Genomic DNA, 24,074 nt, shown 5'->3' on the forward strand with positions numbered 1-24,074 from the left:
AAAGGAAGCCAAAATGAAAAGTATTGTGATTCGTCAGCCCAATGAACTGGTGATTGAAGAGCGGCCGATCCCGCAGCCTGCCGCGGGCGAAGTGCGGGTAAAAATTAAGCTGGCGGGAATATGCGGTTCCGATAGCCATATTTATCGCGGGCACAATCCGTTTGCCAAATACCCGCGCGTCATTGGCCATGAATTTTTTGGCGTCATTGACGCCATCGGTGAAGGGGTGACCGACAAAGCCGTCGGCCAGCGGGTTAGCGTTGATCCGGTCATTAGCTGCGGTCATTGCTACCCTTGCTCGGTGGGCAAGCCGAACGTCTGTACCTCGCTGGTGGTGCTCGGTGTGCATCGCGACGGCGGCTTCAGCGAGTACGCGGTGGTGCCGGCGAAAAATGCCTGGCAGGTTCCGGACAACGTTTCGGACAGCCACGCGGTGATGATTGAGCCCTTTACCATCGCGGCTAACGTGACCGGGCACGTTTCGCCTACCGACCAGGATATCGCGCTGGTCTACGGCGCCGGGCCGATGGGCCTGACGACGATTCAGGTGCTGAAGCGGGTGTATCGCGTTAAGCAGGTTATCGTTGTCGATCGCATTGATGAACGCCTGCAGATGGCGCAGCGTAACGGCGCGGACTGGGTGATTAACAACAGCGATGAGCCTCTGGCGGAAACGCTGAAGGCGAAGGGGATACTGCCGACGCTGATTATCGATGCCGCCTGTCATCCCGCAATTCTCCAGGAGGCGGTCAACCTGGCCTCCCCGGCAGCGAGAATTGTATTGATGGGATTCTCCACGGAACCTTCCCAGGTTGCGCAGCAGGGGATTACCGGGAAAGAGCTTTCTATTTTCTCCTCGCGTCTTAACGCCAATAAATTCCCGGTCGTCATCAAGTGGCTGGAACAAGGTTTAATTAATCCGGAGGAGTTGATTACTCACCAATTTGCGTATCAACAGGTTATCGATGCGCTGGAGCTTTTTGAAAATGACAGGAAACGGTGCTGTAAGGTTTTATTAACCTTCAGCTAATAACAACAGGTGCGGACTCTGTATTCTACAATTAGAGATAATCATTATGACTACCGTAAAAAATGAGAGAACCACTTCCGATCTCATTCGTGCAGCCGTATCTGGTTGGTTAGGCACTGCACTGGAGTTTATGGATTTCCAGCTCTATTCCCTCGGGGCGGCGCTGGTTTTCCATGAAATATTTTTCCCGGAACAATCCGCCGCGATGGCCTTAATTCTGGCAATGGGAACCTACGGCGCGGGATATATCGCGCGAATCGTCGGCGCTTTTATTTTTGGTAAAATGGGCGACAGTATTGGGCGCAAAAAGGTCCTGTTTATTACCATCACCATGATGGGGATCTGTACGACCCTCATTGGCGTACTGCCAACCTATGCTCAGGTCGGTATTTTAGCGCCGGTGTTGCTTGTAACCTTACGTATTATTCAGGGGCTTGGCGCAGGCGCAGAAATATCAGGCGCCGGTACCATGCTGGCGGAATATGCGCCGAAAGGTAAGCGCGGGATTATCTCTTCGCTGGTGGCGATGGGCACCAACTGCGGCACCTTAAGCGCCACGGCTATCTGGGCGGTCATGTTCTTCGTGCTCGATCGCGAGCAGCTCGTCGCGTGGGGATGGCGAATCCCGTTCCTGGCCAGCGCAGTGGTGATGATTTTTGCCATCTGGCTACGTCTTAATCTGAAAGAGAGCCCGGTCTTTGAGCAGGTTAGCGAAGACAGCGGCCTACAGAATGAGATGGCAACGCAGGAAGGGACCTTTAGCGCCATGCTAAAAAGTAAATCCTTCTGGCTGGCGACGGGTCTGCGCTTCGGACAGGCCGGAAATTCAGGGTTATTGCAAACGTTCCTCGCGGGCTATCTGGTGCAAACCTTACTGTTTGATAAGGCCATTCCTACCGATGCGTTAATGATCAGCTCTGTTATTGGCTTTATTACCATTCCATTCCTCGGATGGCTGTCAGATAAGGTGGGGCGTCGCATACCGTATATTATCGTCAATATTTCAGCCATTATTCTGGCCTGGCCAATGCTGTCGATTATTGTGGATAAGAGCTACAGCGCGAGCACTATTATGGCGTCATTGATCGTCATTCATAATATTGCGGTGTTAGGGCTGTTTGCGCTGGAAAATATCACCATGGCGGAAATGTTCGGTTCGCGTAACCGCTTTACCCGCATGGCAATTTCAAAAGAGGCGGGTGGCCTCGTCGCCGTAGGATTTGGCCCGGTGCTGGCCGGTATTTTCTGTAATATGACCGGTTCCTGGATGCCGATTGTGATTATGCTGGTGTGCTATTCCATTATTGGCTTAATTTCCGCGATCCTGATGCCTGAAGTCCGCGACCGCGATCTGAGCCTGCTGAATGATGCCGCAGACTGCGCGCCAAAGCCTAAAAGTGTCCGCAGCGGGCAATATATTTAAAACGCATCAAGTCCGCACCCTAAGATGATAGCCGTAAACAGGAAACTGCCGGGCTTTTAGCCCGGCAGTTTTACCTCTTTTGCCAGCGGTTATTGCGAAAATCTAGCCATCCAGCTTCTTGTATGGTAGTTGATGAATATCAAAGATGTCATACCAATTGCGTGAGATGGTTTATATCCACCCCCTCCGTGGGAAATCAGAAATCATAACTATGAGAGCCATCATGGAAAATATGCTTTTAACAGCTAACGCCACGCTGCCGGCATACGATCGCAACCGCCTTATTCCGCGTATCGTTCATTTGGGCTTTGGCGCATTTCACCGCGCTCACCAGGCCGTATACGCCGATATTCTGGCGACAGAACACGGCAGCGACTGGGGCTATACCGAAGTGAACCTGATCGGCGGCGAGCAGCAGATCGCCGATCTCCAGAAGCAGGATTTACTTTATACCGTCGCTGAAATGTCAGCGGATGCCTGGACCGCCCGCGTGGTTGGCGTGGTCAAGCAGGCGATGCACGCCCAGGTCGATGGTCTGGAGAGCGTGCTGGCAAAAATGTGCGAGCCGCAGGTCGCGATTGTGTCATTGACCATTACCGAAAAAGGCTACTGCCACTCTCCGGCCAGCGGTGAGCTGCAGTTGGATCACCCGCTGATTGCGGCCGATTTACAAAATCCCCGGCAACCGAAATCCGCGCCCGGCGTCGTAGTCGAAGCCCTGGCTCGACGCAAAGCGGCAGGGCTGCCGGCCTTCAGCGTGATGTCCTGCGACAATATGCCGGAAAATGGCCACGTCATGCGTAATGTCATCTGCGCCTATGCTCGCGCCGTTGATGCTGATTTGGCCGAATGGATTACGCGCAACGTCACGTTCCCCTCGACTATGGTTGACCGTATCGTTCCGGCAGTGACTGCCGATACGCTGGATAAAATTGCACAGCTCACCGGCGTGCGTGACCCGGCAGCAGTCGCCTGCGAGCCGTTTCGCCAGTGGGTCATCGAAGACAACTTTGTCGCCGGGCGTCCGCAGTGGGAAAAAGCCGGCGCCGAGCTGGTGTCGGACGTGCTGCCGTTTGAAGAGATGAAGCTGCGCATGCTTAACGGCAGCCACTCTTTTCTGGCTTATCTGGGGTATCTGGCTGGCTATCAGCATATTAATGACTGCATGCAGGACGAAAACTATCGCCGCGCCGCGCATACGCTGATGCTGGCTGAACAGGCGCCGACGCTGAGCGTGAAGGGTGTGGATTTGGCACGCTATGCCGGACTTCTGATTGAGCGCTATAGCAATCCGGCGCTCAAACATCGTACCTGGCAGATCGCCATGGACGGCAGTCAGAAACTGCCGCAGCGGATGCTGGATTCGATTCGCTGGCACCTGGCGGATGGCGGCGACTTTCCTCTGCTGGCGATGGGCGTCGCGGGCTGGATGCGCTATGTGAGCGGGGTGGATGACCAGGGGCAGGCGATTGAAATCTCCGATCCTATGCTGCCGGTGATTACGCAAACCGTTCAGAACAGCGAAGACGGCGAAGAACGCGTACGGGCGCTGCTGGGTATTGAGGCTATTTTTGGTTTGAGCCTGCCCAAGGAGAGCCGTTTCGTCAACGCGGTGGTTCGCGCTTATTTATCGCTGCAAGCGCACGGCGCAAAAGCTACCGTAGCGGCCTGGGCTCAGGCAAATTAATCTATTTCGCCCGCGTGCCGCCGATCCCGGCGGCTCTGCCATCGCGCTTTATCAGTGGGCGCTTTACCCGCCTGAAAATATTTCCCGTCTGGAATAAACTTTGATCCAGATCGTTGAATATACATAACTTTATCTAACAACAGTTAAGTATAAATAAGTGGAATTTATTTTAATCAATTAAATATTTATCTGAGTGATTATTCGTTCTCCTGCTGCAGTAAATATGGCATGATGAGTTAACCTACTAAGTTTCCTCAGAAAAAAGGAGAACGGACTATGTACAAAAAAATTTTGCTACCCGTAGACGTTTTTGAAATGGATTTAAGCGATAAGGCGGTTCGCCATGCCGAGTTTTTAGCATCAGCGGATGAAGGGGAAATTACGCTGCTCAACGTTCTGCCGAACAGCAGCAGCTCGATTTTACGCGGTTTTGCCGCCGATATCCGTAAGTTTGAAGCCTATATGCGCGAAGAGTCAGAGAAAAAGATGAAGACCCTATCCCGTCTGTTCTCGATACCCGCCGGGCGGATTCATTCCAGAGTGGTATTTGGCAACGTGCGCGATGAAATCCTGGCCATGAGCAGCAATGAGGAATTTGACGTTATTGTTATTGGTTCCCGTAAACCGGGTATATCAACTCATCTTCTTGGTTCAAACGCGGAGTCGATTTTACGTCACGCCAAAATACCGGTTCTGGTGGTCAGATAGTCCGCATAATAAACCCAGAGCGGCAGACCGTATATTCTGCCGCGACGCATTTTATTCCTCGCTAAACCAGTCGCTATTTTCCTGACGTACCAGCAGCACGGATTCGCTAATTTCTTGCAGATGTAAGCTCATCGCTTTTTCCACCGCGTCCGGGTCACGGGCGACCAGCGGCTGGAAAATATCGTAATGCTGACGCAGCATCATATCGGGAGGAGTCACATGATCGAGGCTCATATAGCGCACCCGGTCGATGGTAGCTTTAATATTTTCGACGGTATCCCAGGCTAACTGGCAGTCGGCGATTTGCGAGAGCTTCTGGTGAAATTCGTCATCCAGCTGGAAAAAATCGGTTAACTGCTGGCGTTCGACCGCCGTACGCTGCTGATTTAGATTTTGCTCAAGCTGGTAGAGCTGTTCATCGTTCACCATCCCGGCGGCGCGCCGCACCACGGCGCATTCAATGGCCTGGCGGACAAAACAGCCGTTGCGCACCTGCGAGAGAGAGATCTTATTCACGTAGCTCCCGCGCTGCGGGCGGATCTGGATCAAACCGTTCTCGGCCAGTTTAATAAAGGCTTCGCGAACCGGTTGACGAGAAACATCAAAGCGCACGGAGACTTCCTTCTCCGAAAGCGGGGTGCCTGGCGGGATCAGACAATGGACGATATCCCGACGAAGGATACGATAAATTTGCTGATTGACGGGCTGTGTCGGATTCAGTTGTGCTTCTGCGGCCATGGATAATTACTTTTTTATGAGGTATTTGCGCTATTTTACGTGTTTTTTCTCTTTCAGCCCAGACCCGGCCTGCTGGCCGGGTCACAGAGCTTAGCCCTGGCGGTGAACGTTCAGCCCGGCAAAAGTTTGGCTGACCGGCATGAGTTCCAGGGTGTTGATGTTGACGTGTTTTGGCAGGGTCGCGACCCACCAGACCGCTTCGGTCACGTCCTCCGGCGTCAGGGCCTGGGTATTTTCGTAAGCTTTCTCGGCTTTAGCGTCATCGCCTTTAAAGCGCACGTTGGAGAATTCGGTGCCGCCAACCAGGCCGGGTTCAATATCGGTCACGCGAAGGGCGGTGCCGTGAAGGTCGGTACGAAGATTGAGGCTGAACTGGCGCACAAAAGCTTTGGTCGCACCGTAGACGTTACCGCCGGCATAAGGCCAGGCGCCGGCGACCGAACCAATATTGATAATATGGCCGCGGTTACGTTCAACCATCCCCGGCAGGACGGCGCGGGTCATATAAACCAGCCCTTTATTATTGGTATCAATCATGTCTTCCCAGTCTTCAAGGCTGGCTTTATGCGCGGGCTCAAGACCCAGCGCCAGTCCGGCGTTATTGACCAGAATATCAATCGCCTGCCACTCGGCGGGCAGCCCGGCGATCGTCTCTTCAATGGCTGCGCGATTGCGTACGTCCAGTTGGGCGGTATAAAGGTTGTCGCCCAGCTCATCTTTCAACGTTTTCAGGCGCTCTTCGCGGCGCCCGGTGGCAATCACTTTGTGACCGTTAGCGATAAAACGGCGAGTAATACTTTCCCCAAAACCCGCTGTTGCTCCGGTAACCAGAATAATCATCTTACTGTTCCTCAACGCTTTTTGTGTCTTCATACCATAGCACGCGATCCCGGTGGCGGGTAATGGAAATCATCGGGCAAAGGAGGCCGATCGCGGCGGTTAACAGAGTAATCATTGCGGTCAATCAATGAGTTGCCTAATCTTACAGAATAATCGTATTCAGGAGATGAAGATGTCGGAGAACAATCCTTTTTTCAGCGTCAGCCTGCTGCCTTATCAGGCGCCGCGTTTCGATGTGATTGACGTGAGTCATTACCGTCCGGCCTTCGACGAGGGCGTTCGCCGCCAGCGCGCGGAGATTGCCGCCATCGTTAATCACCCCCAGCCGGCTGATTTTGCCAACACGCTGGAGGCCCTGGAGCAGAGCGGCCAGCTGCTGGCGCGGGTGACGAACGTCTTTTTCGCGATGGCGGGAGCGGAGACCAACCCGACTATTCAGGCGCTTGATGAGCAGTTTTCCGCCGAGCTGGCGGAACTGGCGAATGATATCTGGCTTAACGATGCGCTTTTTCAGCGGGTGAAGCGAGTGTGGGAGCAGCGGGATTCGCTCTCTCTGGATAGCGAATCCCGGCGTTTGCTGGAGGTGACCTGGCAACGTTTTACCCTTGCGGGCGCGATGCTTGAGGATGAGCAAAAAGCGGCGCTTCGCGCGCTGAATACCGAAGCGGCAGCGCTGCAAAGCCAGTTTCAGCAGCGCCTGCTGGCGGCGGTAAAATCTGGCGGTCTGGTGGTGGAGGATGTCCATCAGCTCGCGGGACTTAGCGACGAGGAGATAAGCGCAGCGGCAGAGGCCGCGCAGGATAAGGGATTAAGCGGTCGCTGGCTGCTGCCTTTACTCAATACCACCCAGCAGCCCGCGCTGCTCTCGCTGCAGGAGAGGCAGACGCGAGAGAACTTGTTTGCGGCCGGTTGGACGCGCAATCAGAAGGGCGATGCGAATGATACCCGCGAGCTGGTGCTGCGGCTGGCGGAAATTCGCGCGCGTAAAGCGCAGCTGCTGGGCGCGGACGACTTTGCCAGTTGGTCAATGGCCGATCAGATGGCGGGAGGGCCGGGGGAGGCGTTTGCCTTTATGCGACGAATCGCCCCGGCGGCAAGGGCGCGGGCCGAGCAGGAGCTGGCGGAAATCCAGCAGGTTATTGATAATGAAGGGGGCGATTTCCGCGCGGCGGCCTGGGACTGGCTCTATTACGCCGAGCAGGTGCGCAGGGCGAAATTTGCCATCGATGAAGCGCAGTTAAAACCCTATTTTGCCCTCGACCGCGTCCTGCGCGATGGCGTGTTCTGGACGGCGACACAGTTGTTCGGTATTCGCTTTATCGAACGATTCGATATTCCGGTTTATCACCCTGACGTACAGGTATGGGAAATTATCGACGCTAACGGCGAGGGGATCGCGCTGTTCTACGGCGACTACTTCTCGCGGGATAGTAAAAGTGGCGGGGCATGGATGGGCGTGTTTGTCGAACAATCGACCCTGCGAGCGCAGCATCCGGTTATCTACAACGTCTGTAACTATCAGAAACCCAAAGCCGGACACAGCGCGCTGCTTTCCTGGGATGAGGTCATCACTTTATTCCACGAATTTGGTCATACCCTGCACGGCCTGTTTGCCAGCCAGAAGTATGCCAGCCTGTCAGGAACCAATACCCCGCGCGATTTTGTGGAGTTTCCTTCGCAAATTTATGAACATTGGGCCAGCGAGCCGCAGGTGTTTGCCCACTATGCGCGGCATCATCAAACCGGGGAAGCTATGCCGGAAGCGCTGCGCGACAGCATGTTCCGCGCGGCGAAGTTTAATAAAGGCTACGATATGAGCGAACTGCTCGCGGCGGCGCTGCTGGATATGCGCTGGCACAGCGTTACGGTGGATAAGCTACCCGAGGACGTGGATGCGTTTGAAGCCGCGGCCCTGCACGCGGAGAGTATGGATCTTGCCGCGGTGCCGCCACGCTATCGCAGCAGCTACTTCTCGCATATTTTCGGCGGCGGCTACGCCGCGGGTTATTACGCTTACCTGTGGACGCAGATGCTAGCGGACGACGGCTACCAGTGGTTCGTTGAGCAGGGTGGTTTAAGCCGTGAAAACGGCCAGCGCTTCCGCGAAGCGATTTTGTCTCGCGGTAATAGCACTGATTTAGCTGAACTTTATCGCCAGTGGCGCGGACACGATCCGCAGATTGAACCGATGCTGGAAAACCGCGGGCTGAGTTAGTCGAGCGTTTTGACGAGTAGAAGAAGACCGGGCACAGCGCCCGGTTTTTTTGTCTTTTTTCCCGAAAAGGAATGCTCAGACTCGTCAGGATTTGCGAGGTTACTCTGCAGCAGTGCCCGGGCATGCCCGGCACGCATTTGCATTTTTCACTGCGGGTGAGGTTGCTCACCTGCGAACCGTATGCAAGAGCTGCAGGTGAGCAATTTGCTATGGAGGCAGTACCATAGCAGCGAAATTTTATCCTCGCGCTGCGGGCAAAACCATTAAACAGTTAAGCGCTGAGAATATTTAGGACTTACCTTACTTATGACATCAAGGCGTTACGCCTGCCATCAAGATTGGCAGAAGGAACCTGGAGTAGGGAAGCGTTCGCCCCCTCAACTCGGCAAAACCTCTGTTTTGCGGGACAGCCGTTAAGAGCGGATGGTTCAATATGATTTCTGCGCTAACGTTTCGCGAAAAGTGCAAAAATAGCCAATCGAGGCGGTGAGACAAAGCATATAACCGAATGATTCGCAGCCTTCCTCTACGACGTTTTTTACCACCCGAACGTAACCGCCATCGAGAATGGCCAGCCATAAGGCTTGCATGCCGAAGAGTCGGGAGAAGACCAGAATAGCCAACAGGCCGCTGATTAATAGGCCGTACCAGGGGGTACGAGTATATTGTGCTAGCTGGTGCAGGGTCTGACGATAATGAATAACTGGATGAATTAAGGCTAAAAGAGCTGCAATCAGCGCAAACCATACCCAGCTACCGTGAGCAATGAGATCAAAAAGGGCGTCCAGTTCGCGAATTAGCATGGCAAGGAAAAAACCGCCAACCAGAATATTACAGTAGCGCATAGCTTTATACCGCCAGGCAAGCAGGAAATGAATAAATACGATGGCTGTTAAAACGGACTCCTGTACAATTTCGGTCAGTGATAGTTCCGAAATATTATAATCCCAAAAGTATATATCGACCCACAGGCTAAGTACCACAAATGCGCTGGCGCAAGCCGCACCAAGAAAGGAGAGTAAGCTTTTAAATATAGTCATCAACATCACCAAATTTGTTTTTGGCTACGAGGATAAATGATGCGAATCTAAATGCTGTTCACTTTGTGCTGTATAATAACCCTGGTTTTAACACATGATGCGAATTAGCTTATTCTGAGGAATTTAATTTACGGAGATAGAGCGATCGCGCGCAGGAGCGTATATAAATATTGCGTTTAGCTCAGCGCTGCAATTAATTTCGCCTCCTGGGTTTTGGCGCTACCGGTTAGCCACCGCCCGGCTGAGATATGGGGCAGATGTTGAAAACGGGTGGGTCATAAGTCTCAAACCGGGCGCGGAGCCCGGTTTGGTTTACTGTATGTTGTTACACTTTAAGCAGTTTTACGGTGGCCTCAATATCAATCTCATCTTCCGAGAAAATGAGGGTGCTCCCCTGGAAGGTGGTGATAGCCAGCTTTTTCACCGAGCGCATTTCGCCGGGCTTCGCGGCGGATTTTGGCCTGATATTTCCCATCAACAGGCCCACGGAGAGTACCGCATTCTCTTTATCAATGCGGGCATCGGCGGGCTCTTCCTCGCTGTATACCAGGAAAGATTTGATCGACGTAAGCTTAATCCGCTCGCCTGCAATATAGATATATTTGCTTTCCGGCAGGACTTTCACCGCGTAAGCTGACAAACCCTTGTTATTCGTGGTGGGTTCGAACGTAACAGCCGCATCTTTTTTAATCAGTTCAGGGTTGGCAACTTTAATCACATGAAAATAGCGATTATCGCCGTTTTCATCTTTGATAAATCCAAAACCTTTATCTTTAAACCATGTTGTGATCGTTCCGTTCATCGCCGTTACCGCCTGGTTAATCGTTTATCTACTCAATTTTTGCCGCGGGCAGCGTAAAGCACAATGCCCGCATAGACTACGCCTGAATCTCCGGTTTGCGGAGGCCCGCGTTGCTTACCACATCAAATCATCGGGAACTTTAAAATCAGCATACGGATCGTCTTCGTCCTGCTCTTCCGCACTCAGCGCGCTGTTTAAAACAATGCTGCTGGCGTCGCGCTGGGCGATTTTATCCGCTACGCTCGCCGGGATAATCGCGTATTGGCTCTCACCGTCATTATCACCAGCCAGACGGGCAATGGCGAGACGGCCGCTAATCAGCTGCGCCTGGGTCAGTTTATCCACGGCGATTTTTTTAATAAAGTTGTTATCCGTGAAGTTAAAATCAATATTGCCTTTGGATATATCGATTTTATTCATTTCAATAAGCTGCTTAACCTGCGCTTTATACTCTTTCGATAGCGCGGCCTGCTTTTGTTGCTCGCTAAGCTGCTTATCTCGCTCAAGCTGCGCTTTTTTATTCTCTTCCACCGCCTCTCTGGCTTCACGGGCCTGAACGCGGGATTTTTTCGCCGTCCTCTGAACTTTGGCCATTTTTTTGCTGGTCACGAGTCCGGCTTTTAGCATCTGCTCTTGTAAGGTGAGTTTTGTCATCTTGGTATCTGAATCCGCTGAATAATGAGTGAGATTATACCTGCAAATGTCGGGTATGTACCATGCGGTATGGTTTGCTTGTTATGAAGTGCATAAAAATTCTCTTTTTTTGCTATTTATTTGCTATAAATGCACTTTGTGTAATTGATTATGGAGATTGGTGATGATTGTCAGAACCTGGCACGGCTGTGTTCCCGTGGCGTTTGGCGATGCGTTTGCGCTTCATCTGCAGGCGACAGGCGTGCAACATTCTCGGGACATCACCGGCAACGCGGGGGCGTTTGTCAGGCGGGAAACGCAGGGGGAGTGGGAACATTTTTTTCTGGCCACGTACTGGAATAATCTGGATGCCGTCATCGCCTTTGCCGGTGAAGACTATCACGTGGCGGTAACCTATGCGGATGATGAGCGGTATCAGCTGCTCTCCGACCCGTACGTTTTTCAGTTTGAGGTTGCTGACGTTGTGGCGATCTGAGTTGGCTTATGCATAAGGGTGTGCTTGAGGTTCAAAAATTAAGGCCCAAAGGGCCTTATAGGTTATTTCCTTCCCGCCAGCAAGCCAATCACCAGCCCGATGGCGCCGGCCGCCAGCAGCCCGGTTAGGGGATTTTCCCTGACGCGCTCAGAGACCTCTGAAACGGCATCCGAAGCCTGAGCAGCGTATTTCCGGGCCGCGCCTTTTAGCTGATGTTTCGGCGAATCAACCGCATCACCAAATTGCTGCTGGGCTTCCCCGGCAAATTCATTCACTTTATTACCGACTTTGTCGGCCAGATTCTGCGCGTCGTTTTCATAATCTTGTGATGACATGGGAGTCTCCTTTCGTTTGACTTATTTAAGTCTAGTGGCTGACAGGCGAAGTACCAATGCTCAGCCTGCGGTATAGCCCACTCCAGGAATTTTCTACAACGTTTGGGATATAAACCAGGCTGCTGTTTCGACCTCAGAAGCGCTAAGTTGATTGCGCAAAAACCTGGCCAGAATGAGTAGCAGCCCCATTATTTCAATTGATTAAGTTAATTCCTGGCGATAAGATCCGCAAACGCCGTTGCGGGAAAGGTGGCGATTCATAAATAAGAACTATTGATATTCACAATTCCTCTTTTTTCCTTCATCATTTGTCAGCTTTTGCTACTAATAATCAGCGCTTAGCGCAGCATAAGAAAGAAATTTTTTAACTCAAGGCCGGTATGAACTATAAGAATGTACTGAAGAACGCGATATGGCTTGCTCCCCTGGCGATCCTGAGTCTGCAAACGCCTGCGTGGGCCGCAGATGCCAGCAAAACGGCGACCTGCCGGACGGCGCCGCCTGCGGTGGACAAAGACGGTGTGCCGTTACCGCCCGTTGTGGGCAAAGAGGGCGCTCAGCCGGTCTCTGCTAAAGACAAGTCCGGCCACAGCGGCTCAACGGCCAACTGCCAGCCCAAGGCCATCGACAATTAATCATTGACCTCAACCCGGGAGGGACATGGTGCACCCGTTAATTAAGGTGATGCTGGTTGGAGGGAAGGGCGACGGCCTGATGGTTAGCGTTGCCGATAACGCGACGGAGGTTTCCGTGACCCCTGCGCAGTACGGTGCGAAATCCGGCCAGCCGCTGAGCTACAGGATCGTGTCGCAAACCATTGATGATGAATGCTATTTTTTTGGCGTTTTCAACGAGAGCCATGAGGATACGGACAAACTCAAACGCGTGGCGCTAACCCGCGGTATGAAAAAATTCTTCAGTTGAGCCGGTGCCGGGCGGCGATCTGTCGTCCGGTCGGATCATATTTCGTTTTTCTTGTGCCTCCGACACCGTAGCGCAAAACGCTTTTCTCAGTTTCGGGAATCTATGATTAACCATATTCGGATAAAAAATTTCAGATCGGTCAGGGATATTGAGCTGGAACTCGGGGCGCTGAATATCGTCTTTGGCCCCAACGGCTGCGGTAAATCCAATATCTACAAAGCCATCCACCTGTTAACCGCCTGCGCCGACGGGAAGTTCTCCGGCTATATCAGCGATGAGGGCGGTCTGGAAAATATTATGTGGTGCGGGCCGAGCGCACCGACCGACCGCTTTCCGCGACGGTTGCAGATTGGCTGTCTGACCGATGAGTTTGACTACCAGCTGCAGGTGGGTTTTCCGGAAAAACTGCCTTATCCCACCCAGTTTCAGCTGGATCCGATCGTTAAAGAGGAGTCGATCTGGCTGGCGGGATTTTCCCGACGCCCGTCATCGCGCGTGCTGGAGCGTAAAAATCAGGCCGCGTTCCTGGTCGACGTCAACGGGGAGCGCAGCACCTTTACCGACGCGATTTACGAGAACGAATCGATTTTTGGCCAGTTGGGCGAGCCGCATCGCTTTCCGGAAGTCTCGCGGGTCAGGGAAACCATGCGCCGCTGGCGCTTTTATCACGAATTCAATATCGGCAGGCTCTCGCCGCTGCGCCATCCGACGGTCGGCTATCGCTCGCCGGTGCTCGACAGCGATGGACACAACCTCGCCGCCGCCTTTCAGACCATCGTGGAAATCGGCGCCGAAGAGCTGCTGCATGAGATCCTCGGCGAAGCCTTTCCGGAGTGCACCTTCTACTGTGAAAACGAAAACTCGCGTTTCTCGGTAAAGATGCGCCGCAACGGCGTCTGGCGGCCTTTACTGGCGGCGGAGATGTCCGACGGCACCCTGCGCTTCCTGTGCCTGGCGGTGGCGTTGTTGAGCCCGCGTCCTCCGGCATTTCTGGCCATTAACGAGCCGGAAAACAGCCTGCATCGCCAGATGTTTCCCGCGCTGGCCCGGCTCATTGTCGAAGCTTCGCGCTATAGCCAAATCTGGTTGACCAGCCACTCCGCCGAGCTGGCGGAGCTAATTTCGTCCATGGCGCAAGCACGACTTTACGGGCTGGAAAATCGCGACGGGGAAACGCGGATCGCCGACTAGCGGCACGGGCCTAATCCGGCCCGGAAACGAATCGCCGCCGGAGGCTTTCCGGCGGCCTGGTGTTATGCCGTGGCCGGCAGCAGCGTTTTGCTGCCTTTCAGGGTAAACAGCGAAATAACGGTAAAGCTCAGGGTGATACAGCCCAGGATCAGATAAGCCTGATGGAAGCCGACGGTATCATACATCCGTCCTACCCACGCCGAGAGCACCACGCCTGAAAGCTGTTTCGATAAATTAAAGCCGATCAGGAACAGCGTCGCCGAGAGTTTTGGGTTAAATGCCGAGGAGATATATTTAAAGGTGCCGACCAGCAGGAACGGGAGCTCAAACATATGCAGCATTTTTAATATAATGACTTCCACCGCCGAGGTGGCGAAAGACGAGCCTAAAATTCGCACTGACATAATCAACCCGGCAATTAACAGGGCATTCTTGGCGCCAATTCGGTTAATAATCGCCGGCGCGCAGAACATGATCAGCGCATTGAGTAATTCCCCACCGGTGGTCACGAAGCCAAAGACTTCGGTGCCGCGCTGTGGGCTGGAGAAGAAGCCTTTAAAAAAGTTGGCGAACTGCTGGTCGAAAACGTCATAGACGCTGGCGACGCCAACCACGTAAATAATAAAGCCCCAGAAGCGCGGCATCCGCAAAAGCTCGGCGGCGGTACGCATTGAGAAGGCCTGACGGTTGGCGCCCAGGGCGTCAATAACCTCAGCGCTATTGCTGCTCTCCGGTTTTGAGACCCACAACAGCACGCCGAGGATCAGCGCGAAACCGGAGGCGATCCAGAAGGTAATATTGGGGTCGATACTAAACAAAATACCGGTGATGGAGGCGCACAGCGCCCAGCCGACGCAGCCTGAGACGCGCACTTTACCGTATTCAAAACGGTTGGCGCGGCTGACGCGTTCAATATAGGCTTCTACCGCCCCGGAGCCGCTGGAGAAAACGATCCCCAGATATACACCGCCCACCAGCGCGCCCGCGATGATATTCATCTGCAGCAATGGCGAGAAAACAAAAATAAAGAAGGGGGCAAACAGGATTAATAAAATCGTAATCGTCCACAGCAGATGCTTGCGCAGGCCGAGCTTATCGGAAATCAGGCCAAATACCGGCTGGAAAATGATGGCGAATAGCGAAATGGAGGAGAAGACGATCCCTGTCTCGGTTTTGGTTAAATGGTTAACTTCCGCCAGCCACACCGGAAAAAAAGGAAAGTAGGCTGACATAATGAAATAGTAAAAGAAAAAGAACAGCATGAAATAAATAAAGTTATGCCGTTCTCGTGGCGCGAGTTCAGAGAGTTTCATTGTGAATATTCCATATTATTATGCCTGTCAGGTTGGGGGCTTTCGCCCCCGATTATTATTGGAAGTGAATCGTTAACTGATACTGCCATTGTCTTTCAAGCAGCAGCCACTGTTGCAGCACGCTGGGTGTCCAGGAGTCGTCGCCGCCGATGCCCATGTGTTGAGCATCGAGCGCAATCCAGACGCCTTTTTCTGGCTTCATCCGGTGCCAGTGGTCGGTCTCCATTAACTGCGCGGTGCTATAGGGCTGGACGGAGAAGTGGAAATCGCCCCCTACGTGCCAGCGCCCCCAGTCCAGCGCCTTGCTATCGCAGCGCAGGCCGTTTTCCGTCGGGAAAATGTAAGGGGTGGTCATCTCTTCCAGCGGCAGCTGCCAGCGGGAGAAACAGGCGCTGGTGCGGCGGTCCGGATAGTTCTCATGCGGGCCGTAGCCCAGCCAGCTGACCGGCTGCTGCTGGTCGGGAACCTGGAACGTCAGCCCGATGCGCGGCAGCGGCGGCAGGGTGCCGGCGCGTTCGCCATCGACCGCCAGATGCAGCTTGCCTTCGCTATCAAACGTCATCCGCCAGTGGCTGACAATCACCACTTCGTCGCCGCGCAGATAGTGCCAGCGGCTATCGATAACCACTTCATGGGCCAGACGCTGCGCGTCGCACGCTACGCAGCGGGCCCTGAGGCCGTACAGCCCGGCGCTTTTCCAGCGTTCGACCCAGGCGTTGGGGTCGATACGCTCCACTTCACTGACGCCAATATCGTTATCCAGCGGCGCGCGCACAAACTGATCGCGCAGCGGCGTCAGCAGCTGTTCCACGCCGTCCACCTGCCAGCGGGTTAACAGGCCGCTTTCCCGGTCGACCGTCCACTGCTGCGCGCCGCTGCGCACCGTCCAGGCGGCGTCGCTGCCGTCCAGCGCTGGCGCCGTGCCGGTAGGGGCAGGGCGACGCAGCGCCAGCGGGGCGGCGATCGGGAACTGCTGCCAGGCGACGCGATGCCCGGCGTCGGACCAGGCGGTGGCCTGCGGCTGGACGACCTCCAGCGTTAGCCATATCTCTTCGGCGCCGGCGGGCAGCGCCAGCGCCTCGCACAGCGTCAGCTCGCTCTGGCCTTCAGGGCTAAGCTCAAGCTTCACTTGCCCCTCGGCAAAGGTTTCTCCGGCGGCCTGAACCTGCCAGCGCAGCTCTTCGTTATCGGTGGCGCGGAACAGATATTCGCTGCTGACGCCGATCCGCAGCGGGGATTGCGCGAGCAGGGCAAACTGGAAGTACTGCTGCGCGTGTTTGGCCTCAATTAATGAAGGGTGCGGGCGACGGTCGGGGAAAACCAGTCCGTTCATACAGAACTGGCGATCGTTCGGTTTATCGCCAAAATCACCGCCGTAGGCATAGCCAACGCTGCCGTCGTCGAAGGTTTTGCTGATGGCCTGATCCGCCCAGTCCCAGATAAACCCGCCCTGCAGGCGCGGATAGTCGCGAAAGGCCTGCCAGTAATCGGCAAAGTTGCCGAGGCTGTTGCCCATCGCGTGGGCGTATTCGCAGAGGATCAGCGGTCGCTGCTCGCCCGGCAGACTGATCCACTTTTTGATCCCCCATTTTGGCACCGTCGGAATCAGCTGGTCGCGTTCAACGCGGGCGTACATCGGGCAGATAATATCGGTGGTGGTGCTGTCGGCGCCGCCGCCTTCGTACTGCACCGGGCGGGAGGGGTCGTTGCGCTTCAGCCAGTGATACATCGCTTCATGGTTGCCGCCGCCGCCGGATTCATTTCCCAGCGACCAGATAATAATCGACGGGTGGTTGCGGTTGCTTTGCAGCATGCGGCTGACGCGGGCGCTGAAGGCCGGGAGCCAGGCCGGATCGTCGGAAAGACGATTCATCGGCACCATGCCGTGGGTTTCAATATTGGCTTCGTCAACGACGTACAGGCCATAGCGGTTGCACAGCTCATACCAGCGCGGAGCGTTTGGATAGTGCGAGCAGCGCACGGCGTTGAAGTTGTTCTGCTTCATCAGCAGAATATCCTGCACCATGTCCTCTTCGGTCACCACCTGGCCGCGCTGGTGGTGATGCTCGTGGCGGTTGACGCCGCGGATCAGCAGCGGTTTGCCGTTCAGCAGCAGCAGGCCGTTTTTGATTTCAACGCGGCGAAAGCCGATATCCCAGGCTTCCGCCTCGATCGTTTCATCGCCGCGCCACAGGGAGACGACTGCCCGATAGCAGTTTGGCGTTTCCGCGCTCCACAGCGCCGGTTTTTCTACCGGCAGACGAATCGCCGCGCGTTCGGCATAGTTGCCGCGCTCATCGATAATCGGCGAACCCGGCGGCTGGCGGTGGCTGGCGACCAGACGATCCTCATCCCACAGCTCAACCTTCACCGTCAGCTCTTCCAACTGCGCGACCGGCGCGGCAACGCTTACGTTCACCAGCAGTTCGGCATCGCGGTAAAGCGCATCGAGCTGCGGCGTGAGCTGAACGTCGCTGAGGTGCAGGGTCGGTTTGTTCAGCAGCCAGACCGAGCGAAAGATCCCGCTCATGCGCCACATGTCCTGATCTTCAAGCCAGGTTCCCGCGCTCCAGCGCATCACCATGACGCAGATGCGGTTATCGCCGGGCTGAAGGAATGGCGAGAGATCGAAGGCCGCGGGCAGGCGACTGTCCTGCGAGTAGCCGACCCATTCACCGTTGCACCACAGATGAAAAGCTGAATTAACGCCGTCGAAGATTATCTGCGTCTGGCCGTTGGCCTGCCAGTCCTCATCAACGCTGAACGTCAGCGAGTAGCAGCCGGTCGGGTTCTCCTCAGGCACGCGCGGCGGCGTAGTATCGATTGGATAGCGAACGTTGGTGTAGATTGGGGCGTCGTAGCCTTGCATCTGCCAGTTTGATGGCACCGGCGTACTGCGGCTGTCCGGCAGATCGTCTTCCAGCCAGCGGGCATCCACCGCAAACGGGCTGCGGTCCAGGGAAAACTGCCACTGGCCGTCAAGCCGGCGACGAGACGCCGAAGGCCGGTTTTCCCGCGCCGCGTCGGGATCGCGCCAGCTGGCGAACGTCGGGTGGGCCGGTAAACGGTTGAGATGGGTAATGGTCTGGTTTTGCCAGTCTTCGCGGACGAGAACCTGATGAAATGTCGCTCCTGCGGCGGAGATTGAGTCGTGTTGTTGCATACGCATACCTGACGGATAAGTGAGAAAAATGTCATTCGCTAGACAATGTAAATTTGTTATCAGTTATTTTCGTCAGGGCCGCAATAATGGCGAAAATGAAACCCACCGGCGATCACGAAAAGCTGGGAAAAGGGCTGATTTTTGTCGTCCTTTAAACATAAAATGTTAGCGGGCGACATTGAGGGTTCAAAATAGGGAAGGAGCGCGCTATGCAGCGTCGATCGGCAACGCTAGAAGATGTGGCCCGCGAGGCCGGGGTATCCCAGCAGACGGTCTCCCGGGTGCTGAATAATCCGGACGTGGTGTCTGAAAAAACCCGCGATAAAGTGATCCGCGCGATGCAGGCGCTGCGCTATGTGCCGAACCGTTCTGCGCAGCTGCTGGCGGGTAAATCCGCGCCGTCGATTGGGCTGATTACCGCCTCGCTAACGCTGCACGCGCCTTCGCAAATCGCCGCGGCGGTGAAAAGCTATGCGGGTTTGCATCAGCTTGAAGTTTCCATTGCGATGCCGGTGCAGATCGATTATCCGTCGCTGCAGGCCAGGCTCAATGAGTTTCGCGCCCAGCATATTCGCGGCGCGATTATCAGCCTGCCGCTGGAAAGCAGTCTCGCGGAGCGGCTGGTGGCGGAGAATCCCGATATTGCCTGTCTGTTTCTTGACGTCTCGCCGGAGGCCGACGTTTGCAGCGTGCGTTTCGATCACCGCGACGGCTGCGGCGCCTGCGTGCGTCATCTCTGGGACGCCGGGCACCGCGAGTTCGGCCTGCTCGCCGGGCCGGAAAGCTCGATCTCCGCGCGCATGCGCCTGAGCAGCTGGCGCGAGGCGCTGCACCGGCTGGGGGTCAGTAATGCGGTGACGGTATTTGGCGACTGGAGTGCCGCCAGTGGCTGGCACAAAACTTTTGAGCTGCTGCATCACCATCCGCGCATCAGCGCCATCGTGGTGGCTAACGATCAGATGGCGCTTGGTGTACTGAGCGCGCTGGCGCAGCTTAACCGCACCGGCAGCCAGGCTATCTCGGTCACCGGCTATGACGACACGGCGGATAGCCTCTATTTCCAGCCGCCGCTGACCACCGTCGCCCAGGATTTTAATGTTCTCGGGAAGCGGGCGGTAGAGCTGCTCATCCAGCTCATGGCCGCTCCGCAGATAAAAATTCGCGAGCTGCTGCCGACGCACCTGATTATCCGTCATTCCACCTGGCCCTATGCGGGAGATGAGGAGAGGGAGAAAGGCGAGCTCATTGCGCAGCTCAAAGCGCTGGTGGAAAAGCTGTAAGCAACGGGCCGTTTAGCTTTCATTGATGTTGCGTGTGATAGCTTATTCAACAAACGTACTCAGGAGATTTATCCCCTGAACGTAAAAATGCAAAACACAATCTATCCATGCAAGCATTTATTCACCGCCAGTCACATGGCGGTTTTTTTTGGCCTTTTTTTGCCAACGGGAAATGACGTTATTTTATTTAATTCTGCTGGTTGCGCGTTAAATCGGCTGGGTAAAGCATAAATACGCTGTTTTGTCGCCCGCGTGTCAAAAAGTTTCCCGGGGCTATAGTTTCTGCCCCAGCATAAAATGCTGTAGCGCATGAAGCGACAGAATGCTCTTCTTTTAGCACCATTCGGCTATGCTGAAAGCCAATAGCGGCGAGTAAAGGCAAGGTCATGATGATATTAAAAGGAAAAGAGCACGTTGACTCGGTTGACTGGCAGACGGTGGCGGAGACCATCGCCGCCGCAGGGCTTAATCAGCGGGACGTTGCGCTGGTTGAACGCGCGTTTCGTCATAGTACCTTTTGCTGGTTCGGCTATGAAAACGGTCAGCTCATTGCCGTTGCCCGGGCAATTAGCGACCTGACCTGGTGCAGCTATCTGGCGGATGTCGCGGTGCACCCGCGCTGCCAGGGTAAGGGATACGGCCAGCAACTGATGCGGGCGGTCAGCGATGAGCTGCGGCCGTACGGCAAAACCTTTATCTACTCGGTGGTGGATAAAATAGATTTCTATCGCCGTTTCGGTTTTGAAATGCTGGCGACGGGCATGGTTTGCGCCAGCGAAGAGACGATAGCGCGTATGCGGGAACAGGGATTTGTTGGCTAGCAAATACCGCTTAAAAAAATGCATATACCAAACCTGAGTCGGCTATAGCCGGCCCAGTTAATGATGACAGATAGCCTGGGTTAAAAGGGTAAACTGTGTTACACAGTCTCATTCTCCTGGCAAACATCTGGATGGGATTATGCTGACCACTCTGATTTACAGAAGTCAGATGCATTTAACACAAGAAACCGATCTCATACTGCTGGTTGAAAAAGCGAATGCTGAGAACGCAGCACGCGGGATTACGGGCATACTTCTTTTAAAAGATAATGTTTACCTTCAGATACTTGAGGGCGATGAGTGCGTGCTTGAGCAGCTATTCAGCAAGATCAAGCAAGACGAACGCCACTCTCAGGTTGTCGAGCTGATGCGTGATTACGCGCCGCGCCGGCGCTTTGAAAACGTAGGGATGATGTTTTTTGACCTGAATAAACTGCAAACCGCTGACGTCCTGAGAAAGGTGCGTCAGCTTAGCCAGCTGAAAGGTTATCTTTCCACCGAAGAGCGCGTCTATAAATTTATCCATACTTTTATCAGTCAAAAAAGCGTTGCCGCGCCGTCACCCTTTTTACGGCCTGACCAATGGTCGCTTCATTCGCGTAAACATACATTTCATGTGCCGCAAGAATCGTTTTTTGCCGGTCAATGCTGTCAGTTTGCTTTCCAGCCCATTATCGAACCGTTGGCCGGGAATATCACTTCGCTTGAAGCGCTTATTCGTGATAAAGAGGGCGGCAGTCCTGCTAATTTCTTTGCCTCGATTCCGCAAGAGCAACGTTATGAAGTTGATCTCAAAGCGAAATCAGTTGCCTTTGCCCTGGCGAAAGAAATCAATATTGGCGACCATAAAATATCCATTAATATCCTTCCGATGTCGCTGGTTGTTATTCCTGACGCCATTGAATACCTGTTGCAGGAAATAAAAAAACAGGGGCTGGTACCCGAACAGGTGATCGTGGAGGTGACGGAAGATGAAATGATCTCCGGTTTTAGCCAGTTCAGCAGCGCGATAAAAAAACTGCGCGTCTCTGGTATGGGGCTGGCAATTGATGATTTTGGCGCCGGTTATGCTGGACTCTCGTTGTTGACAAAAATTCAGCCTGATAAAGTTAAAATCGATCGCGAGATTATTACCGACATCCATCAGAGCGGCCCTAAACAGGCGGTGGTAAGATCGATCATCAACTGCTGCCGTGAACTTGAGATTGCCGTGGTTGCTGAAGGCATAGAGCGGATAGAGGAGTGGTGCTGGCTCGAATCTGCGGGTATCAAACGTTTCCAGGGCTTTTTATTTGCCACGCCGAAAGTCAACGGCGTCGGTGACATACGCTGGCCTGTGAAAAAAAGTGAAGTCTGATATGCCTTAATATACTGAGCGGTTTGCCTCCAGCAGCAGCGCAGGCGAGTAGAAATGGAGTATTCAACCTGGATCATCCCTGTTTTCTGAAGCTGAACGGTATTTGCTGAACCGGCCAAGCGTTGATGATGGCCGGTAAGCTCATGCCTAACTGCAAGCTATGCCTATTCTCAATCTATAACAAACTGACCTTTGTTAATCATCGAGCACGTCATGACTGATTTCATCTTCGTGGGTGTTTATCAACTGCGTGAGCGCTATTTGTTCCTGAAACTTGGTCAGAAGCAGTTCTGCGTCCGTCTTCAGAACGTCTTCAGATGATTCCAGTACCGAATTTATCGCTTTCGTTACGCTGCTAACTAATTCCGCGACGCCGCCTTCCTTGCCAATAGCAAGCATCAGAGCGCTAATGAGCAAAGACTGCGCCTCGACCTGGGCAGCAAGCTGCTTACTTTCGGCATCCATGGCAGAAATTTTAGCAATTATGCTGAGAATGACATTATTCATTGTATCCCTCAAATCAATCAATTAGAGCGGGTTGTTGATGGCTATATTCGACGTTGACAGTCCGAAATAACCATAGAACATAAATATGCCAGAAAAAATATCAGTAGCGATAGTCAGGTTTTAGACATCACCAAAATAAAGCATGAAAACGCGCCGCTCCCTCTTCCATTTTTCCTCCAGCGATCGCGCCCGACAGCGCGCAAGAGAGCATGAAGAGAGCGGTTGTTGACAAGAAAGACGGCAGACTTGAAGTTGTGTTAAGCCCGGCCGACCTCTGATGTTTCTTGCTTCAGCATCAACGCGTAGCGGGCGAAGCGGAAAATTTTAGGATGTTTGGCCGGAAGGATAAACGCGTTTGCAAGAGCGGCTATCTCTGTCCATCAAGCTGCGGCATGGTCTGACGCCCGACCATGAATATGGCTCATGTTGTAATGAAATTAACTCGCTTTTACTCATCTAATGACTCTGGCATAACATGCTGTATTCGATATAGATAATATGAAGATGAAGACCGCTTATGGAAGCGTGCGCCAGCCTGCAACCATCAGAAAGGACTGCGGTTTTTCTCTCAGAACTTAGGATGCACATCTGCGATGAATCAACAATTTACCTATACTATTAAACGCACTTTGTTTGATGAAAACTATAACCCCTCTGAAAATACGCGTATTACAACCAACTTTGCTAATTTAGCCAGAGGGGAAAATCGCCGGGAGAATCTGCGCAACACGTTAGCCATGATAAACAACCGTTTCAACAACCTGGCGCATTGGGATAATCCCAAAGGCGATCGCTACGCGGTTGAGCTGGAAATTATTTCAGCCGAAATGAAGATCAACGCCACCGGCGATACTTTTCCGGTGATTGAAATATTGCAAACCGGCATTATTGACAAAAAGACGGATAAACGCATTGACGGTATTGTCGGCAATAATTTCTCCTCGTACGTTCGCGATTACGACTTTAGCGTAGTGTTGTTAGAACATAATAAAGGGCGAGCAGGTTTTAGCATTCCCGAGGGGTTTGGCGATTTACACGGCAATATATTTAAAGATTTCGTCAATTCAGCGCAGTACAAGGCCAATTTCAAAAAAACACCGGTCATCTGCCTTAGCGTCTCCAGCAAAGACACCTATCACCAGACCGGAAATCAACACCCGGTGTTGGGCCTCGAATACCGGCCTACCGCCTCATCGTTGACTGAGCAATATTTTGGCAAAATGGGCCTGCAGGTTCGTTATTTTATGCCGAAAAACAGCGTCGCGCCTCTGGCATTTTATTTTTCGGGGGATTTGCTGAGCGATTATACGAGTCTTGAGCTGATTAGCACCATCAGCACGATGGAGACGTTCCAGAAGATATACCGCCCGGAGATTTACAATGCGAACTCTGCTGCAGGACTCTGCTACCAGCCCGATCTGCATCATCAGGACCATTCGTTAACAAAAATTGTTTACGACCGTGAAGAGCGCAGCCAGCTGGCGGTAGAGCAGGGGAAGTATACCGAAGAGCATTTTATTAAACCGTATAAAAATATTCTGCAGCAATGGTCTGCTCATTACGCTCTTTAA

The 24,074-nt window shown here is 53.6% G+C and carries 22 protein-coding genes; 13 read left to right on the plus strand and 9 right to left on the minus strand.

All coding sequences use genetic code 11. The features are described 5' to 3' along the window. Positions 1 to 13 precede the first annotated feature (13 nt). The 4 genes from GUC22_RS12015 (at position 14) to GUC22_RS12030 (ending at position 4,848) form a co-directional block, all read left to right on the plus strand. Positions 14 to 1,030 (plus strand): Zn-dependent oxidoreductase, encoded by a 1,017-nt coding sequence (locus tag GUC22_RS12015; RefSeq protein WP_024358039.1) that lies wholly within the window; start codon positions 14 to 16, stop codon positions 1,028 to 1,030. Between the two features lie 46 nt (positions 1,031 to 1,076). After that, positions 1,077 to 2,453, plus strand: coding sequence for an MFS transporter (locus GUC22_RS12020; RefSeq protein WP_071830661.1), 1,377 nt, complete (start codon positions 1,077 to 1,079; stop codon positions 2,451 to 2,453). A gap of 223 nt (positions 2,454 to 2,676) precedes the next feature. Then, positions 2,677 to 4,140: a mannitol dehydrogenase family protein gene (locus tag GUC22_RS12025; RefSeq protein ID WP_024358040.1), complete on the plus strand. Its 1,464-nt coding sequence runs from the start codon at positions 2,677 to 2,679 to the stop codon at positions 4,138 to 4,140. Positions 4,141 to 4,416: 276 nt separating this feature from the next. Next, the gene (locus GUC22_RS12030; protein ID WP_004119728.1) at positions 4,417 to 4,848 is read left to right on the plus strand and encodes a universal stress protein; all 432 of its coding nucleotides are present in this window, start codon (positions 4,417 to 4,419) and stop codon (positions 4,846 to 4,848) included. A 51-nt stretch (positions 4,849 to 4,899) separates the two neighbouring features. Here GUC22_RS12030 and GUC22_RS12035 read toward each other — a convergent pair whose 3' ends face one another. After that, a complete protein-coding gene (locus GUC22_RS12035) occupies positions 4,900 to 5,586 on the minus strand; it encodes a GntR family transcriptional regulator (RefSeq protein WP_004136262.1) in 687 nt (228 codons plus the stop codon). A gap of 90 nt (positions 5,587 to 5,676) precedes the next feature. Then, positions 5,677 to 6,426 (minus strand): bifunctional NADP-dependent 3-hydroxy acid dehydrogenase/3-hydroxypropionate dehydrogenase YdfG, encoded by a 750-nt coding sequence (gene ydfG, locus GUC22_RS12040; RefSeq protein ID WP_004119732.1) that lies wholly within the window; start codon positions 6,424 to 6,426, stop codon positions 5,677 to 5,679. Between the two features lie 172 nt (positions 6,427 to 6,598). Between ydfG and dcp the strand changes: the two genes are divergently transcribed. Next, complete coding sequence (gene dcp / locus GUC22_RS12045; RefSeq protein ID WP_160183528.1) at positions 6,599 to 8,641, plus strand: peptidyl-dipeptidase Dcp; 2,043 nt, start codon at positions 6,599 to 6,601, stop codon at positions 8,639 to 8,641. Positions 8,642 to 9,069: 428 nt separating this feature from the next. Here dcp and GUC22_RS12050 read toward each other — a convergent pair whose 3' ends face one another. From GUC22_RS12050 to GUC22_RS12060, 3 genes are all read right to left on the minus strand, one after another. After that, on the minus strand, positions 9,070 to 9,681 hold the full coding sequence (locus GUC22_RS12050) for a hypothetical protein (protein ID WP_049089007.1): 612 nt from the start codon (positions 9,679 to 9,681) through the stop codon (positions 9,070 to 9,072). A 325-nt stretch (positions 9,682 to 10,006) separates the two neighbouring features. Next, on the minus strand, positions 10,007 to 10,483 hold the full coding sequence (locus tag GUC22_RS12055) for a cold-shock protein (RefSeq protein ID WP_004136265.1): 477 nt from the start codon (positions 10,481 to 10,483) through the stop codon (positions 10,007 to 10,009). Positions 10,484 to 10,597: 114 nt separating this feature from the next. Further along, complete coding sequence (locus tag GUC22_RS12060; RefSeq protein WP_004136266.1) at positions 10,598 to 11,137, minus strand: DUF2058 domain-containing protein; 540 nt, start codon at positions 11,135 to 11,137, stop codon at positions 10,598 to 10,600. A gap of 163 nt (positions 11,138 to 11,300) precedes the next feature. Between GUC22_RS12060 and GUC22_RS12065 the strand changes: the two genes are divergently transcribed. After that, positions 11,301 to 11,612, plus strand: a complete 312-nt coding sequence (locus GUC22_RS12065; RefSeq protein ID WP_049089008.1) for a hypothetical protein — start codon at positions 11,301 to 11,303, stop codon at positions 11,610 to 11,612. A gap of 62 nt (positions 11,613 to 11,674) precedes the next feature. Here the strand turns inward: GUC22_RS12065 and GUC22_RS12070 are convergent, their stop codons facing one another. Further along, positions 11,675 to 11,947 (minus strand): DUF883 family protein, encoded by a 273-nt coding sequence (locus tag GUC22_RS12070; protein WP_004136268.1) that lies wholly within the window; start codon positions 11,945 to 11,947, stop codon positions 11,675 to 11,677. 380 nt (positions 11,948 to 12,327) lie between these two features. On the opposite strand from GUC22_RS12070, the gene GUC22_RS12075 reads away from it, so the two are divergent. The 3 genes from GUC22_RS12075 to GUC22_RS12085 all read left to right on the plus strand — a co-directional run bounded on the left by GUC22_RS12075 (position 12,328) and on the right by GUC22_RS12085 (position 14,062). Beyond that, on the plus strand, positions 12,328 to 12,582 hold the full coding sequence (locus tag GUC22_RS12075; protein WP_004136271.1) for a hypothetical protein: 255 nt from the start codon (positions 12,328 to 12,330) through the stop codon (positions 12,580 to 12,582). A gap of 28 nt (positions 12,583 to 12,610) precedes the next feature. Further along, positions 12,611 to 12,871, plus strand: a complete 261-nt coding sequence (locus GUC22_RS12080) for a hypothetical protein (RefSeq protein WP_004136273.1) — start codon at positions 12,611 to 12,613, stop codon at positions 12,869 to 12,871. 102 nt (positions 12,872 to 12,973) lie between these two features. After that, positions 12,974 to 14,062 (plus strand): AAA family ATPase, encoded by a 1,089-nt coding sequence (locus GUC22_RS12085; protein ID WP_049086495.1) that lies wholly within the window; start codon positions 12,974 to 12,976, stop codon positions 14,060 to 14,062. 62 nt (positions 14,063 to 14,124) lie between these two features. On the opposite strand, the gene GUC22_RS12090 is transcribed toward GUC22_RS12085, so the two are convergent. Then, the gene (locus GUC22_RS12090) at positions 14,125 to 15,375 is read right to left on the minus strand and encodes an MFS transporter (protein WP_160183529.1); all 1,251 of its coding nucleotides are present in this window, start codon (positions 15,373 to 15,375) and stop codon (positions 14,125 to 14,127) included. Between the two features lie 55 nt (positions 15,376 to 15,430). Beyond that, positions 15,431 to 18,538: a beta-galactosidase gene (locus GUC22_RS12095; protein WP_160183530.1), complete on the minus strand. Its 3,108-nt coding sequence runs from the start codon at positions 18,536 to 18,538 to the stop codon at positions 15,431 to 15,433. A gap of 209 nt (positions 18,539 to 18,747) precedes the next feature. Here GUC22_RS12095 and GUC22_RS12100 point away from each other — a divergent pair, with 209 nt between their 5' ends. The 3 genes from GUC22_RS12100 (at position 18,748) to GUC22_RS12110 (ending at position 21,996) form a co-directional block, all read left to right on the plus strand. After that, positions 18,748 to 19,818, plus strand: a complete 1,071-nt coding sequence (locus tag GUC22_RS12100; protein ID WP_024358044.1) for a LacI family DNA-binding transcriptional regulator — start codon at positions 18,748 to 18,750, stop codon at positions 19,816 to 19,818. A gap of 386 nt (positions 19,819 to 20,204) precedes the next feature. Then, complete coding sequence (locus tag GUC22_RS12105; protein WP_064342750.1) at positions 20,205 to 20,639, plus strand: GNAT family N-acetyltransferase; 435 nt, start codon at positions 20,205 to 20,207, stop codon at positions 20,637 to 20,639. Between the two features lie 139 nt (positions 20,640 to 20,778). Next, the gene (locus GUC22_RS12110) at positions 20,779 to 21,996 is read left to right on the plus strand and encodes a diguanylate phosphodiesterase (protein WP_049085585.1); all 1,218 of its coding nucleotides are present in this window, start codon (positions 20,779 to 20,781) and stop codon (positions 21,994 to 21,996) included. Between the two features lie 195 nt (positions 21,997 to 22,191). On the opposite strand, the gene iraP is transcribed toward GUC22_RS12110, so the two are convergent. Beyond that, positions 22,192 to 22,503, minus strand: a complete 312-nt coding sequence (gene iraP / locus GUC22_RS12115; protein ID WP_024358046.1) for an anti-adapter protein IraP — start codon at positions 22,501 to 22,503, stop codon at positions 22,192 to 22,194. Positions 22,504 to 23,096: 593 nt separating this feature from the next. On the opposite strand from iraP, the gene GUC22_RS12120 reads away from it, so the two are divergent. After that, positions 23,097 to 24,074 carry a DUF1852 domain-containing protein gene (locus GUC22_RS12120; RefSeq protein WP_024358047.1) on the plus strand — a complete coding sequence of 326 codons (978 nt, stop codon included), beginning with the start codon at positions 23,097 to 23,099 and terminating at the stop codon, positions 24,072 to 24,074.

This window comes from Klebsiella sp. MPUS7, assembly GCF_009905335.1.
GTDB classification, from domain to species: domain Bacteria; phylum Pseudomonadota; class Gammaproteobacteria; order Enterobacterales; family Enterobacteriaceae; genus Klebsiella; species Klebsiella grimontii.

Coding starts and splice junctions, on each gene's coding strand:
- GUC22_RS12085 (WP_049086495.1), top strand. CDS start 12,974: ATGATTAACCATATTCGGATAAAAAATTTCAGATCGGTCAGGGATATT.
- GUC22_RS12015 (WP_024358039.1), top strand. CDS start 14: ATGAAAAGTATTGTGATTCGTCAGCCCAATGAACTGGTGATTGAAGAG.
- dcp (WP_160183528.1), top strand. CDS start 6,599: ATGTCGGAGAACAATCCTTTTTTCAGCGTCAGCCTGCTGCCTTATCAG.
- GUC22_RS12095 (WP_160183530.1), bottom strand. CDS start 18,538: ATGCAACAACACGACTCAATCTCCGCCGCAGGAGCGACATTTCATCAG.
- iraP (WP_024358046.1), bottom strand. CDS start 22,503: ATGAATAATGTCATTCTCAGCATAATTGCTAAAATTTCTGCCATGGAT.
- GUC22_RS12100 (WP_024358044.1), top strand. CDS start 18,748: ATGCAGCGTCGATCGGCAACGCTAGAAGATGTGGCCCGCGAGGCCGGG.
- GUC22_RS12120 (WP_024358047.1), top strand. CDS start 23,097: ATGAATCAACAATTTACCTATACTATTAAACGCACTTTGTTTGATGAA.
- GUC22_RS12075 (WP_004136271.1), top strand. CDS start 12,328: ATGAACTATAAGAATGTACTGAAGAACGCGATATGGCTTGCTCCCCTG.
- GUC22_RS12025 (WP_024358040.1), top strand. CDS start 2,677: ATGGAAAATATGCTTTTAACAGCTAACGCCACGCTGCCGGCATACGAT.
- GUC22_RS12090 (WP_160183529.1), bottom strand. CDS start 15,375: ATGAAACTCTCTGAACTCGCGCCACGAGAACGGCATAACTTTATTTAT.
- GUC22_RS12070 (WP_004136268.1), bottom strand. CDS start 11,947: ATGTCATCACAAGATTATGAAAACGACGCGCAGAATCTGGCCGACAAA.
- GUC22_RS12105 (WP_064342750.1), top strand. CDS start 20,205: ATGATGATATTAAAAGGAAAAGAGCACGTTGACTCGGTTGACTGGCAG.
- GUC22_RS12060 (WP_004136266.1), bottom strand. CDS start 11,137: ATGACAAAACTCACCTTACAAGAGCAGATGCTAAAAGCCGGACTCGTG.
- ydfG (WP_004119732.1), bottom strand. CDS start 6,426: ATGATTATTCTGGTTACCGGAGCAACAGCGGGTTTTGGGGAAAGTATT.
- GUC22_RS12055 (WP_004136265.1), bottom strand. CDS start 10,483: ATGAACGGAACGATCACAACATGGTTTAAAGATAAAGGTTTTGGATTT.
- GUC22_RS12030 (WP_004119728.1), top strand. CDS start 4,417: ATGTACAAAAAAATTTTGCTACCCGTAGACGTTTTTGAAATGGATTTA.
- GUC22_RS12050 (WP_049089007.1), bottom strand. CDS start 9,681: ATGACTATATTTAAAAGCTTACTCTCCTTTCTTGGTGCGGCTTGCGCC.
- GUC22_RS12020 (WP_071830661.1), top strand. CDS start 1,077: ATGACTACCGTAAAAAATGAGAGAACCACTTCCGATCTCATTCGTGCA.
- GUC22_RS12035 (WP_004136262.1), bottom strand. CDS start 5,586: ATGGCCGCAGAAGCACAACTGAATCCGACACAGCCCGTCAATCAGCAA.
- GUC22_RS12065 (WP_049089008.1), top strand. CDS start 11,301: ATGATTGTCAGAACCTGGCACGGCTGTGTTCCCGTGGCGTTTGGCGAT.
- GUC22_RS12110 (WP_049085585.1), top strand. CDS start 20,779: ATGCTGACCACTCTGATTTACAGAAGTCAGATGCATTTAACACAAGAA.